This window comes from Sphingomonas sp. PvP055 (genome assembly GCF_040546365.1).
Classification (GTDB): domain Bacteria; phylum Pseudomonadota; class Alphaproteobacteria; order Sphingomonadales; family Sphingomonadaceae; genus Sphingomonas; species Sphingomonas echinoides_A.
The window spans coordinates 1,054,493-1,067,260 of sequence record NZ_JBEPNS010000001.1 but is presented as its reverse complement, the minus strand read 5'-3'; the positions used below and the strand labels follow the sequence as shown (position 1 = coordinate 1,067,260).

The following is a 12,768-nucleotide window of genomic DNA, read 5'->3' as shown; positions in this document are numbered from 1 at the left end:
CATGCCCGATCTTCTCTGGCTCGCCATTCTTGGCGGGCTGTTCCTGCTGACCCTCGCCTTCGTCCGCCTGTGCGACGAAGCCTGAAGGGGCCTGACATGACACTCCACCTCGCCATCGCCGGGCTGACCGCGGTCGCCCTCCTGCTGTATCTCGTCGCCGTGCTCGTCCGGCCCGAGCGGTTCTGAAGGACCTGCATCGATGACCATTCAGGGATGGGCGCTGATCGCGCTCTTCGTCGCCGTCCTGGCGGCGATCACCAAGCCGATGGGGATGTGGCTGTTCGCGCTCTACGAGGGGCGGCGCACCCCGCTCCACGTCGTGCTCAGCCCCGTCGAGACCGGCTTCTACAAGCTCGCCGGGATCGACCCGACGGTCGAGCAGGGCTGGCGCCGCTATGCGGTCCACATGCTGCTGTTCCAGCTCGTCACCGTGCTGCTGACCTACGCGGTGTTGCGGCTCCAGGCGTTCCTGCCGCTCGACCAGAGCGGGTTTGCCGGCGTCGGGCCGGACGGCGCGATGAACACTGCGATCTCGTTCGTCGCCAACACCAACTGGCAGTGGTATTCGGGCGAGGCGGTGATGTCGAACCTCAGCCAGATGCTCGGGCTGACGATCCACAACTTCCTCAGCGCCGCCACCGGCATTGCGATCGGCTTCGCGCTGTTCCGCGGTTTTGCGCGGCGGGAGAGCAAGACGATCGGCAATTTCTGGGCCGATCTGACGCGCGTCACGCTGTACCTGCTGCTCCCGATCTGCGTCGTCTATGCGCTGTTTCTGATCGTCAGCGGCGTGCCGCAGACGCTCGCCATGTCGGTCGACGCGACGACGCTGGAAGGCGTCAAGCAGACGATCGCGCTCGGCCCGGTCGCGAGCCAGGAAGCGATCAAGATGCTCGGCACCAACGGTGGCGGCTTCTTCAACGCCAACAGCGCGCACCCGTTCGAAAACCCCACCGCGCTCACCAACCTCGTCCAGATGCTGTCGATCTTCGCGATCGGCGTCGGGCTGACCTGGACCTTCGGCAAGGCGGTCGGCAACACCCGGCAAGGCTGGGCGATCCTCGGCGCGATGACCGTGCTGTTCCTCGCAGGGATCACCGTCTGCTACTGGCAGGAAGCGCAGGGCAACCCGATCCTCCAGCACATCGGCGTCGCCGGCGGCAACATGGAGGGCAAGGAAGTCCGCTTCGGCATCGTCGCGTCCTCGCTGTTCGCGGTCGTCACCACCGCCGCCTCGTGCGGCGCAGTCAATGCGATGCACGACAGCTTTACAGCACTCGGCGGGATGATCCCGCTGTTCAACATGCAGCTCGGCGAGATCGTCATCGGTGGCGTCGGCGCCGGAATCTACGGCTTCCTGCTGTTCGCGATCCTCGCGGTGTTCGTCGCCGGGCTGATGGTCGGGCGCACGCCCGAATATGTCGGCAAGAAGATCGAGAGCCGCGAGGTCAAGCTCGCGGTCCTCGCCATCGCGATCCTGCCCTTGTGCATCCTGGGGCTGACGTCGCTGAGCGCGGTGATGCCCGCCGGTCTCGCGGGGCCGCTCAACAAGGGGCCGCACGGCTTCTCGGAGATCCTCTACGCCTTTACCTCGGCGACCGCCAACAACGGCTCCGCCTTCGCGGGTCTCTCCGCGGGCACGCCCTGGTACAACGGGATGCTGTCGATCGCGATGTGGCTCGGGCGGTTCTTCATCATCGTGCCGGTGCTCGCGATCGCGGGCAGCCTCGCCGCCAAGAAGCACATTCCTGCCGGCGCGGGCTCGTTCCCGACCACGGGCGGGCTGTGGATCGGATTGCTCGTCGGGATCATCCTGATCCTCGGCGGCCTCACCTTCCTGCCCAGCCTCGCCCTCGGCCCGATCGCTGATCATCTCGCGATGATCAACGGCCAGCTCTCCTGAAGGTCCTGACAATGGCAACCGCATCCTCCATGTTCTCGGCGAAGCTGATCGTCCCGGCGATCGGCGACTCCTTCAAGAAGCTCGATCCGCGCCAGCTGGTGAAGAACCCCGTGCTCTTCACCACGGCCGTGGTCGCCCTGCTGCTCACCATCCTGCTGGCGATGGGGGGCGAGCCGCTCGCCGCCGCGTTCCAGATCCAGCTGATCGTCTGGCTGTGGCTGACGGTGCTGTTCGGCACGTTTGCCGAAGCGCTCGCGGAAGGCCGCGGGCGCGCCCAGGCGGCCAGCCTCCGCGCCGCCAAGTCCGAACTGACCGCCAAGCGGCTGATCGGCGTGGCGGGCGCGTGGGAACTCGTCCCCGCGACGCAGCTGGCCAAGGGCGACACGGTCCTGGTCGAGGCGAACGACCTGATCCCGGCGGACGGCGAAGTCATCGTCGGCGTCGCCTCGGTCAACGAAGCCGCGATCACCGGCGAGAGCGCCCCCGTCATCCGGGAGGCCGGTGGTGACCGGTCTGCCGTCACCGCGGGCACGCGCGTCCTCTCCGACCAGATCACGGTGCAGGTCACCGCGGAACCCGGCCAGGGCTTCCTCGATCGCATGATCGCGCTGGTCGAAGGCGCCGAACGCCAGAAGACCCCGAACGAAATCGCGCTGACGATCCTGCTCGTCGGCCTGACGATCATCTTCCTGATCGCGGTCGCGACGATTCCGGGCTTCGCCAACTATGCCGGCGGCGGGATTTCGGTCGCGGTGCTGGCGGCACTGCTGATCACGCTGATCCCGACGACGATCGCGGCGCTGCTGTCGGCGATCGGCATCGCAGGAATGGACCGGCTGGTGCGCTTCAACGTCCTCGCCAAGTCGGGGCGCGCGGTCGAGGCGGCGGGCGACATCGACGTGCTGCTGCTCGACAAGACCGGCACGATCACGATCGGCGACCGTCAGGCGAGCGAATTCCGTGCTCTCGCCGGGATCGACGTCGCAACGCTGGCCGAAGCGGCGATGACCGCGAGCCTTGCCGACGAAACCCCCGAGGGCCGCTCGATCGTCGTGCTGGCGCGCGACACGTTCCACCAGACCGCCACCCTGCCCGACGACGCCGAGATCATCCCGTTCACCGCGCAGACGCGCGCCTCGGGCGTGAAGATCGGCGGGGTCACCCTGTTGAAAGGCGCGGTCGATTCGATCCTCAAGACGCTCCCCGCCGACGCTGCGGGTGCGGTCGAACTCAAGCGCATCACCGACGAGATCGCACGCGGCGGCATGACCCCGCTCGCGGTGCTCCGCGACGGGCGCCTGTTGGGCGCGGTGGCGCTCAAGGATGTGGTCAAGGCGGGGGTGCGCGAACGCTTCGTCGAGCTGCGCCGGATGGGAATCCGCACGGTGATGATCACCGGCGACAACCCGCTCACCGCCGCCGCGATCGCCGCCGAAGCGGGCGTCGACGATTTCCTCGCCGAGGCGACGCCCGAGGACAAGCTCGCGCTGATCCGCAAGGAACAGCAGGGCGGCAAGCTCGTCGCGATGTGCGGGGATGGCACCAACGACGCCCCCGCGCTCGCCCAGGCCGATGTCGGCGTGGCGATGAACACGGGAACCCAAGCCGCGCGCGAGGCGGGCAACATGGTCGACCTCGACAGCGATCCGACCAAGCTGATCGAGATCGTCGGCCTGGGCAAACAGTTGCTGATGACGCGCGGCGCGCTGACGACCTTCTCGGTCGCCAACGACGTGGCGAAATATTTCGCGATCATCCCCGCGATCTTTATCGCGCTGTACCCCGGATTGGGCGTGCTCAACGTGATGGGCCTGTCCAGCCCCAACAGCGCGATCCTGTCGGCGATCATCTTCAACGCGCTGATCATCCCGCTGCTCGTCCCGCTCGCGCTGAAGGGCGTCAAATACACCCCGATGGGGGCTGGCCCGCTGCTCGCCCGCAACCTCGCGATCTACGGCCTCGGCGGGCTGATCGCGCCGTTCATCGGGATCAAGCTGATCGACCTCGTCGTCGCCGGCCTCCACCTCGCCTGAGGATCTGCACCATGCTGACCGATTTCAAATCCGCGCTTCGTCCCGCGATCGTGCTGACGCTCCTGTTCGCGCTGCTGCTGGGCATCCTCTATCCGCTCGCGCTCACCGGCCTCGGCCAGGTGATCGCGCCGTCCGCCGCCAACGGCAGCCTGCTCCGCAACGCGAAGGGAACCGTGATCGGCTCTTCGCTGATCGGTCAGGGCTTTGCCGGCGCGGGCTATTTCCACGGCCGCCCGTCCGCGGCCGGCAAGGGCTATGACGCCGCCGCTTCGTCCGGTTCGAACCTGGGTCCGACGAGCAAGGCGCTGGTCGATCGGGTTTCGGCGGACATCGCCGCTGCACGCGTTACGGCACCAGGTTCAACTGTTCCCGCCGATCTGGTGACGACCTCCGCCTCGGGGCTAGACCCCCATATCAGCCCCGAGGCGGCTTTTTATCAAACCGCCCGCGTCGCCAAGGCGCGCGGGATCGCGGAGGCCCAGGTGCGCGCGCTGGTCGCGCAGACCGCGGAGACGCCGCTGCTCGGGTTCCTCGGCGAACCGCGCGTCAATGTGCTCGCGCTCAACCTTGCGCTCGACCGAATGACCAAGCGGCCGTAACACGCCTGCCATGCCTGCCCAGAAAGTCCTGATCGTGGAGGACGACGCGCACATCCGCCGGTTGCTGCGCGTCGCCCTGGAACGCGCCGGTTACGGCGTGTCCGAAGCCGGCACCGCGCGCGAGGGCCTGTCGCTGGTCGACATCGCCAAACCCGACGCGGTGCTGCTCGACCTCGGCCTGCCCGACCGCGACGGGCTCGAGCTCATCCAGCTGATCAAGACCCGCTCGCAAGCGACGGTCATCGTCGTGTCGGCGCGCGACGACACCAGCGAAAAGGTCGCCGCGCTCGATCTGGGCGCGGACGACTACGTCTCCAAACCGTTCGATACCGAGGAATTGCTGGCGCGGCTGCGCACCGCTTTCCGCCACCGGCTGTCGACTCAGGCCGAACGCGTGCTGGTCCGGGCCGGCAATGTCGAGATCGACCTCGACCATCGCCGCGTCCGGCGCGGCGACAACGCCGTCCACCTGACCCCCAAGGAATATGACGTGCTGGCGGAACTCGCCAAGCGCCCGGACCGCGTCATCGGCCACACGCAATTGCTGCGCACGGTCTGGGGCCCCGCGCACCAGATGCACGTCGACTATCTGCGGATCGTGATCCGCGGTCTGCGGCAGAAGCTGGAGGAAGACGCCGCCGCGCCGCGCTTGCTGATCAACGAACCCGGCGTGGGGTATCGGCTGGCGACGGGGGAACGGTAGACGGTGCCCGTTCTGCCAAACCGTCCGTCATCCTGAACCCGTTTCAGGATCCAGCCCTCCGCGAGTCCGGACTCTGCCTGTTGCGCGGTGGATGCTGAAACGAGTTCAGCATGACGCCAGCCTTTGGGGCGCAGGTGACGATCAAGCCGCCGTTCGCCTTCATACGAAGATTGCGCCTGCGCGGCGATGCCGGAAGAGCAGGCGACACCAACCAGCAGCCCGCCCCCCGTCGAATATCCTTGTCGAACCATCTTGGTAGCGTTACCTTTGCCCCAACCCGCGCCAACGAGCGCGAGATTCGGGAGAAGTGCGATGAAGAAAGGCCTGTTTTTAGCCGCGGCAAGCGGCTTGGCCGTGGTTGGCCTGGCATCCGGTGCGGCGCTGCTCGCGCAGGATCATTCCGCCGCGACGCCGTCCGACCCCAAGGGTTTCCTGTCGCAGCCGCTGGTCACCTCGATCTACACCGCCGACCCTTCGGCGCACGTGTTCGGTGGCAAGATCTACGTCTACCCCAGCCACGACATCCCGACTCCGACCGCGGACGATGATCTCGGCAACCAATATGCGATGCGCGACTACCGCGTGCTGCGGATGGACCGGATCGGCGGCAAGGTCACGGTCGGCCCGGTCGCGCTCGACGTGAAGCAGGTGCCCTGGGCCTCACAGCAGATGTGGGCGCCCGACGCCGCCTATAAGAACGGAACGTACTATTTGTACTTCCCGGCGCGCGACAAGACCAAGGACAAGAACGGCCTCGGCAAGTTCATGATCGGCGTCGCGACCTCCAAGAACCCGATGGGCCCGTTCAAGGCCGACCCCAAGCCGATCGCGGGCGCGTTCTCGATGGACCCGGCGGTGTTCACCGACACCGACGGCAAGGCGTACATGTATTTCGGCGGGATCTGGGGCGGCCAGCTCCAGCGCTGGAAGGACGGCAAGTTCGATCCCAACGGCAGCGATACCGATCTCGGACAGGACACGCAGCCTGCGCTGACCGGCAAGGTCGCGCGGATGAACCCCGACATGAAGAGCCTCGCCGAAACGCCACGCGACGCGGTGATCCTCGACGCGAACGGCAAGCCGATCCTCGGCGGCGACCATGAGAAGCGCTTCTTCGAGGCGTCGTGGGTGTTCAAGCGCGGCGGGCAATATTACTACACCTACTCGACCGGCGACACGCACTTCCTCAACTATGCGACCGGCACCAACCCGTACGGTCCGTTCACCTATCGCGGGCATTTCCTGCTGCCGGTGCAGGGCTGGACGACACACCATTCGATCATCCAGACCGGTGGCAAATGGTGGCTGTTCTACGCGGACACCCAGCTGAGCAACAAGAACCACCTCCGCAACGTCAAGGTCACCGAACTCCGCTTCAACACGGACGGCACGATCCAGACGATCGATCCGCTGGTAAAGTAAGGCAGGCGATGTTTCTCGGAATCGATATCGGCACGTCGGGCGTCAAGGCCGTCGTCCTCGACACGCACGGCGCGGTCGTCGGTCAGGGCGTCGCCGCGCTGACCGTCCAGCGTCCCCAGCCCTTGTGGTCCGAACAGGACCCCGAGGACTGGTGGAAGGCGACCAGCGCGGCGGTCCTCGCGATCGACCCTAGCGTGCGCCGCGCGGTCCGCGGGATCGGGCTCGCCGGGCAGATGCACGGCGCGACCCTGCTCGGCGCGGACGACAAGCCCCTGCGTCCCGCGATCCTGTGGAACGACGGACGCTCGTTCGCCGAATGCGCCGCGCTGGAACAGGCGACGGGTGACTTCCGCACCGTCGGCGGCAACACCGTGATGCCGGGCTTCACCGCCCCCAAGCTCGAATGGGTCCGCCGCCACGAGCCGGAGATCTTCGCGCAGGTCACGACGGTACTGTTGCCCAAGGATTACGTCCGGCTGCGGATGACCGGCGAGAAAGCATCCGACATGTCGGATTCGGCGGGCACCTTGTGGCTCGACGTCGCGGGCCGCCGCTGGAGCGAGACGCTCCTCGCCGCCTGTGGCCTCACCGAGGCGCAGATGCCGCGGCTGGTCGAGGGCACCGACGTTGCGGGCACGCTGCGCGCCGACATCGCCGAAGCCTGGGGCATCCCGCAGGTCCCGGTCGCGGGTGGCGCTGGCGACAATGCCGGTGGTGCGGCTGGGGTCGGCGTCGTCACCGATGGCAAGGCGTTGCTGTCGCTTGGCACGTCGGGCGTGATCTTCGTCGCCAACGATCAGTTCCGCCCCAACCCGGCGCGCGCGGTCCATGCGTTCTGCCACTGCCTGCCCGACATGTGGCACCAGATGTCGGTCCATCTCAGCGCCGCCTCTTGCATCGACTGGGTTGCCCGCCTCACCGGCGCGACCGGCGCCGCCGAACTGTTCCAGCGCGCCGAGGCGGCTGGCATCGCGAATGGCCCCGAGGGTTTCCTCCCCTATCTCTCGGGCGAGCGCACGCCGCACAACGACGCGCAGGTCCGCGGCGCGTTCTACGGGCTCGACAATGACACCGACGCCAACCGGCTCGCGCAGGCGGTGCTCGAAGGCGTCGCCTTCGCGCTCGCCGATGGGCTCGACGTGCTGCGCGAAGCGGGCACCGAAGTCGCCGAGCTCGCGGTCATCGGTGGCGGCGCACGCTCGCGCTACTGGGGCGAGACGCTCGCGGCGGCGATGGACGTGCCCCTCGTCTACCTCCAGGGCGGCGAAGTCGGCCCCGCGCTCGGCGCGGCGCGGCTCGCGCAACTCGCGGTCGACGGCGGCACCCCAGCCGAGGTTTGCGTCGCCCCACCCGTTTCGCACCGCATCACCCCCGACGCGGAATTGACCGCCCGGCTCGCACCCAAGAAAGCTGCGTTCCGGGCTGCCTATGCCGCGATTTCCCCCCTTACCGCATCCAACTGACCCTTTGAAGGAGCGCCCCAATGGCCAATGATTTCTTTGCCGACATCCCCCAGATCAGCTTCAAGGGGCCCGAGACCGACGACGAGCTGGCGTACCGCTATTACGACAAGGACCGGGTCGTCATGGGCAAGCGGATGGAAGACCATCTGCGCTTCGCCGCCTGCTTCTGGCACACCTTCTGCTGGCCGGGTTCGGACGTGTTCGGTGGCGGGACGTTCAACCGCCCGTGGCATGCCGGCGCGAACGACGCGGCGGCAGCGGCGGCCAAGCGTGAAGTCGCGTTCGACTTCTTCACCAAGCTCGACATCCCCTTCTACGCGTTCCACGACGTCGACGTGATGGCGGATGCCGCCAACATCACCGAGCATCGCCGCAACTTCGCCGAAGCCGTCGACCATCTCGAGAAGCTGCAGGCCTCGTCGGGCCGCAAGCTGTTGTGGGGCACCGCCAACCTGTTCAGCCACCCGCGCTTCGCCGCCGGTGGTGCTACCAACCCCAACCCGGAAGTGTACGCGTTCGGCGCGATGCAGGTCCGTGACGCGCTCGAAGCGACGCATCGCCTCGGCGGCGCGAACTACGTCCTGTGGGGCGGTCGCGAGGGCTATGAGACGCTGCTCAACACCGACATGAAGCGCGAACTCGACAATTTCGGGCGCTTCCTGTCGCTCGTCGTCGAGCACAAGCACAAGATCGGCTTCACCGGCACGATCCTGATCGAGCCGAAGCCGTTCGAGCCGACCAAGCACCAGTATGATTTCGACACCGCGACGGTGTACGGCTTCCTCAAGCGCTACGGCCTCGAGAATGAAGTGAAGGTCAACATCGAGGCGAACCACGCGACCCTCGCCAGCCACACCTTCGAGCATGAGATCGCGACCGCAGCGGCGCTCGGCATCTTCGGCTCGATCGACGCGAACCGCGGCGATCCGCAGAATGGCTGGGATACCGACCAGTTCCCCAACTCGGTCGAGGAACTGACGCTCGCCAATCTCGAGATCATCCGCGCGGGCGGCTTCACCACCGGCGGGTTCAACTTCGACGCTAAGGTCCGCCGCCAGTCGATGGACGCGGTCGACCTGTTCCACGGCCATGTCGGCGCGATCGACGTCGTCGCCAAGGGCCTGCTCAATGCGGCAGCACTGATCGAGGACGGTCGCCTCGATGCGATCAAGACCGAGCGGTACGCCGGCTGGGATGCGGACTTCGGCCAGAAGGTCGGTGGTCTCGATCTGGCAGGGATCGCGGATCTCGCGGTCGAGCACAGCATCGACCCGCAGCCGCGCTCGGGCCGTCAGGAGCGGATCGAGAATCTAATCAACCGCTTCATCTGATCGGTCGCCCCGATCGGGCAAACGGAAAGGGCCGCGAGCAGACATGCTCGCGGCCCTTTTTTGCGGTGGTTGAAGTTCGAGGACTTCAGCTTCACCCGTTCCAGCTCGCGGACACAGACCGATGTACGATCCTGGACATTTCCCACCCGTCCGCTCGGCGTCATTCTCGCCGACGGCGAAGGTCGCGAGTTCGGTGATTAAACGAAAGGCTGCTTCAAGAAGGCAAGCTTATGAAGATGACAGTTGCCTTACACTTTCGTTTGTAAGACGCTATGATTATGAAAACCAAGCATTCGGCTGATCGGTGAATCCGAAAGTAGCCAACGCTCCATCCCCTTGGGGTTCGTACGAGATCGAACTCCCATCGGGTGACCATGTCGCGATGCTGTATCAAGTAATACTCTCGGATTGCCATTGTTCCAAGATTTGTCGATGACAACTTTTCATAAGAGACTATAGGTCCGTAAGCTTTAACGGCAGCGTCTATCTGTCCAACCATTTGTTCGCTTGCGCCGGCGCGTTGTGCCCACAATGGAGACGATGACAATAAGGTGTGAACAGCTTCTTGACCTTTTCCAGCTTTTAGAGCCGAAAGAAACTGCTGAACTTGCTGATCGTCTTGGCTCGTTTGGTTCGGTGCGGACGAGCCTACCACCGCTGAATAGGGTATCGTCGCTGCAAAGATGGCAAGTGCGACGCGAACAGTTATGGACATTAAATCTCTCCCCCAAGGGCACACCTTATCGGTCCGGTGATGTCCGTCAATTCGGACCGACTGTTTGCTTTCGAGCAGTCTCTCACGGACGCTGCCGTCTTCCATCGGGCGTTTCTGGTCAAAACGCCGCTTAACTCGATCTGCTAGTCCTAGACGTTTTGCCGAGCCGTTCGGCATTCCTCTCCTACAAAACGCGCAATGATCGTCTCACTTCCCGAGCCGCGCGGCTGTCGCAGCGATCGCCGAACCCGCTTGCCACCCGCTCGAGGCTGCTGCCGCAGGCACACCCCCCATGCTCGCCATGCGATTGGCCGTCACGCTTCCGGCGCGCCACGCGTCATAGGCGGCGAAGAAATCCGTGAAAGGCTTCTCGAGCACCGGCAGACGGTCCGAAGCGAAGGCCGGAAAGGTCGCTGGCGTCGATGTCGCGCTGTCGGCGAGGGTGGCAGCGGCGGCGCGGCAGAAGGGCTCGCGGACCTGGGACTGGGAGAAGAAATTGTAGAGCCGCGTCATCTGGTCGTCGTAGCGGTCCTGCCACGCGCCGCCTTGCGCCTTATACTCGGCGGACAGCCGCGCCTGCGCCGTCTGGAGCAGCGCTTTCTGACGGGTCAGCAGCGCATTGTAGCTCGCCACGATCCTGTCTTCGTCCGCCCCCCGGCACGCGAGCGCGGCGACGTTCAGCGCAGCCCGCAAATGCCAGACCGTGCCGTCGGCGGAAAGATTGCGATTGGGCGTGAGATAGCGGCCATCGCTCATGCGCGGGGGAGTCCGCATGCCGACATAGGCCCCGGCCGGCATGGTCGGTTGCAGCGGCGCAGGCACGGGCGGCGGTGGGAGCGCCGTGACGATCCGCGGTTTGTGGCTGCACGCGGAGAGCAGGGCGAGGCTGATCGCGGGGAAAGCAAGAAAACGGCGCATGGCATACTCGTCGTTGAGACCGTCGGCATCGCACGCCTGTGGGATCGCCATCGGCCGCGACACGGGGACCCTACGGCATCAGGGTCGCGATCGGCTACACCGGAGTTACGCGGCCTGCCTCACCGCAAGCTGCGCAACCGCGCCAGATCCTCGGGCCGATCCACGTCGAGCAACTCCGCTTCCGGCGCGATCACATGCCGCCCCGCCCGTACCATCGCGCGCGCGCCTTCGTCGCCCTCCAGCGTCAGCAACGCCTCGAACTGATCCGCCCCGAACACCGCGGGCGGGGTCGGGTGGACGCCGTTGCTCGATGCGATCACTGCATCCCGCCCCGCTGCCGCCTCGAGCAAGCGATAGATGTGCGTCGCGGTCACGCGCGGCATGTCCGCCAGCGCGATCACCACCGCGTCGCACCCGATCGCGCGCGCCGCCGCCACGCCGAGCTTGACCGAGCCCGACATGCCGTCGCCCGGATCGTCATTGTGAATCACGCGGTAGCCGCGGCTGGCAAAGTCGAGGTCCGATCCCGAGCAGACCGCCAGCCGCGCCTTGAACGGCATCGCTTCCAGCGCGGTCACGACATGGAAGGCGAGCGGCTTGCCGAGGAAGTCCTGCTGGAGCTTGTCCACATCCCCGAACCGTACCGATCGCCCCGCCGCAAGCAGGACCAGCACGCACTGTTCGGGGGTCAGCATCGCGCTCATCCCTTCTTGCGTTGATCCGCGTTGAACGCACCGACCATTGCCGCGGCGATCGATAGTGCGATTTCCGCCGGGCCGACCGCGCCAATGTCGATCCCGACCGGTGCGTCGATCCGGTCGAGGTCCGCCTCGGACACGCCCGCCGCCGCAAGCCGCTCGCGCCGCGCGGCATGGCTTCGGCGCGAGCCGAGCGCCCCGACATAGGCGGTCGGATGCGCCAGCGCCGCGATCAGCGCGGGATCGTCGATCTTGGTATCGTGGCTGAGCGTCACCACCGCGGTCGCGGGACCGGGATCGAGCGCCTCGACCGCCTCGTCGGGCCAGCGATCGTCGAGCGTGACGCCGGGGAACCGCTCCTCGGTCAGGAAGCGCGCACGCGGGTCGATCACGGTCGTCGCGATCCCCATCTCGCGCGTGAGGCCCGCGAGCGCCTGTGCGATCTGCACCGCGCCGACGATCAGCAACCGGCGCGGGGGATCATAGCGGTTGACGAACGCCGCGCCCTCCTGCGGGCGCAGCGAGCTCTGGCCCGACGCGAGATCGGTCACGACCTGCAACGCCTTGCCGTCATCGCGCGCTTCGGCGATCCGGTCGAACAGTTCGGGGTCGAAGCCTTCCGCCGACACCGGCTGGACCAGCACCGAGATCTCGCCCCCGCACGGCAGCCCGACTTCCCACGCGGCGGCATCCGCGATGCCGTAATTCTTGAGCTGGAACGGCGCCCCCGCGATCACCTCGGCGGCGGTCGTGAGGATGTCGTTCTCAACGCACCCGCCCGAGACCGATCCCTCGAACCGGCCATCGGCGTGGACGAGCATATGGCTCCCGCGCGGACGCGGCGCGGAGCCCCAGGTCGACACCACGGTGGCGAGCGCAAGCGGCGCACCCTTCCACTGGGTGGCGGCATTCAGCACGGAATCATTGTCAGCCATTTCTACTCCCTCTCCCGCTTGCGGGAGAGGGCCGGGGAGAGGGGCGTG

11 protein-coding genes are annotated in these 12,768 nt (G+C 66.5%); 8 read left to right on the top strand and 3 right to left on the bottom strand.

What is annotated here, in order from left to right:
• The first annotated feature begins 96 nt into the window (after positions 1-96).
• The 8 genes from kdpF (at position 97) to xylA (ending at position 9,454) form a co-directional block, all read left to right on the top strand.
• Positions 97-186, top strand: a complete 90-nt coding sequence (kdpF, locus tag ABIC16_RS05275) for a K(+)-transporting ATPase subunit F (protein ID WP_277970060.1) — start codon at positions 97-99, stop codon at positions 184-186.
• A 13-nt stretch (positions 187-199) separates the two neighbouring features.
• Positions 200-1,903 carry a potassium-transporting ATPase subunit KdpA gene (gene kdpA, locus ABIC16_RS05270; RefSeq protein WP_354290302.1) on the top strand — a complete coding sequence of 568 codons (1,704 nt, stop codon included), beginning with the start codon at positions 200-202 and terminating at the stop codon, positions 1,901-1,903.
• A gap of 11 nt (positions 1,904-1,914) precedes the next feature.
• Positions 1,915-3,936 (top strand): potassium-transporting ATPase subunit KdpB, encoded by a 2,022-nt coding sequence (gene kdpB / locus ABIC16_RS05265; protein WP_354290301.1) that lies wholly within the window; start codon positions 1,915-1,917, stop codon positions 3,934-3,936.
• 11 nt (positions 3,937-3,947) lie between these two features.
• Positions 3,948-4,535, top strand: a complete 588-nt coding sequence (kdpC, locus tag ABIC16_RS05260; protein WP_277970063.1) for a potassium-transporting ATPase subunit KdpC — start codon at positions 3,948-3,950, stop codon at positions 4,533-4,535.
• A gap of 10 nt (positions 4,536-4,545) precedes the next feature.
• Positions 4,546-5,238: a response regulator gene (locus tag ABIC16_RS05255; protein ID WP_354290300.1), complete on the top strand. Its 693-nt coding sequence runs from the start codon at positions 4,546-4,548 to the stop codon at positions 5,236-5,238.
• Positions 5,239-5,550: 312 nt separating this feature from the next.
• Positions 5,551-6,660, top strand: coding sequence for a glycoside hydrolase family 43 protein (locus ABIC16_RS05250; protein ID WP_354290299.1), 1,110 nt, complete (start codon positions 5,551-5,553; stop codon positions 6,658-6,660).
• 8 nt (positions 6,661-6,668) lie between these two features.
• Positions 6,669-8,123, top strand: coding sequence for a xylulokinase (gene xylB / locus ABIC16_RS05245; RefSeq protein WP_354290298.1), 1,455 nt, complete (start codon positions 6,669-6,671; stop codon positions 8,121-8,123).
• A gap of 20 nt (positions 8,124-8,143) precedes the next feature.
• A complete protein-coding gene (gene xylA / locus ABIC16_RS05240) occupies positions 8,144-9,454 on the top strand; it encodes a xylose isomerase (RefSeq protein WP_277970067.1) in 1,311 nt (436 codons plus the stop codon).
• A gap of 922 nt (positions 9,455-10,376) precedes the next feature.
• On the opposite strand, the gene ABIC16_RS05235 is transcribed toward xylA, so the two are convergent.
• The 3 genes from ABIC16_RS05235 to ABIC16_RS05225 all read right to left on the bottom strand — a co-directional run bounded on the left by ABIC16_RS05235 (position 10,377) and on the right by ABIC16_RS05225 (position 12,720).
• A complete protein-coding gene (locus ABIC16_RS05235; protein WP_354290297.1) occupies positions 10,377-11,138 on the bottom strand; it encodes a hypothetical protein in 762 nt (253 codons plus the stop codon).
• 68 nt (positions 11,139-11,206) lie between these two features.
• Positions 11,207-11,782: a nucleotidyltransferase family protein gene (locus ABIC16_RS05230; RefSeq protein ID WP_354290296.1), complete on the bottom strand. Its 576-nt coding sequence runs from the start codon at positions 11,780-11,782 to the stop codon at positions 11,207-11,209.
• Between the two features lie 5 nt (positions 11,783-11,787).
• Positions 11,788-12,720, bottom strand: a complete 933-nt coding sequence (locus tag ABIC16_RS05225) for an XdhC family protein (protein WP_277970071.1) — start codon at positions 12,718-12,720, stop codon at positions 11,788-11,790.
• Positions 12,721-12,768: the final 48 nt, after the last annotated feature.

What these genes read in the sequence shown, in the direction of transcription:
- kdpF (WP_277970060.1), top strand. Translation starts at nt 97, where the DNA reads ATGACACTCCACCTCGCCATCGCCGGGCTGACCGCGGTCGCCCTCCTG.
- kdpA (WP_354290302.1), top strand. Translation starts at nt 200, where the DNA reads ATGACCATTCAGGGATGGGCGCTGATCGCGCTCTTCGTCGCCGTCCTG.
- kdpB (WP_354290301.1), top strand. Translation starts at nt 1,915, where the DNA reads ATGGCAACCGCATCCTCCATGTTCTCGGCGAAGCTGATCGTCCCGGCG.
- kdpC (WP_277970063.1), top strand. Translation starts at nt 3,948, where the DNA reads ATGCTGACCGATTTCAAATCCGCGCTTCGTCCCGCGATCGTGCTGACG.
- ABIC16_RS05255 (WP_354290300.1), top strand. Translation starts at nt 4,546, where the DNA reads ATGCCTGCCCAGAAAGTCCTGATCGTGGAGGACGACGCGCACATCCGC.
- ABIC16_RS05250 (WP_354290299.1), top strand. Translation starts at nt 5,551, where the DNA reads ATGAAGAAAGGCCTGTTTTTAGCCGCGGCAAGCGGCTTGGCCGTGGTT.
- xylB (WP_354290298.1), top strand. Translation starts at nt 6,669, where the DNA reads ATGTTTCTCGGAATCGATATCGGCACGTCGGGCGTCAAGGCCGTCGTC.
- xylA (WP_277970067.1), top strand. Translation starts at nt 8,144, where the DNA reads ATGGCCAATGATTTCTTTGCCGACATCCCCCAGATCAGCTTCAAGGGG.
- ABIC16_RS05235 (WP_354290297.1), bottom strand. Translation starts at nt 11,138, where the DNA reads ATGGCGATCCCACAGGCGTGCGATGCCGACGGTCTCAACGACGAGTAT.
- ABIC16_RS05230 (WP_354290296.1), bottom strand. Translation starts at nt 11,782, where the DNA reads ATGCTGACCCCCGAACAGTGCGTGCTGGTCCTGCTTGCGGCGGGGCGA.
- ABIC16_RS05225 (WP_277970071.1), bottom strand. Translation starts at nt 12,720, where the DNA reads ATGGCTGACAATGATTCCGTGCTGAATGCCGCCACCCAGTGGAAGGGT.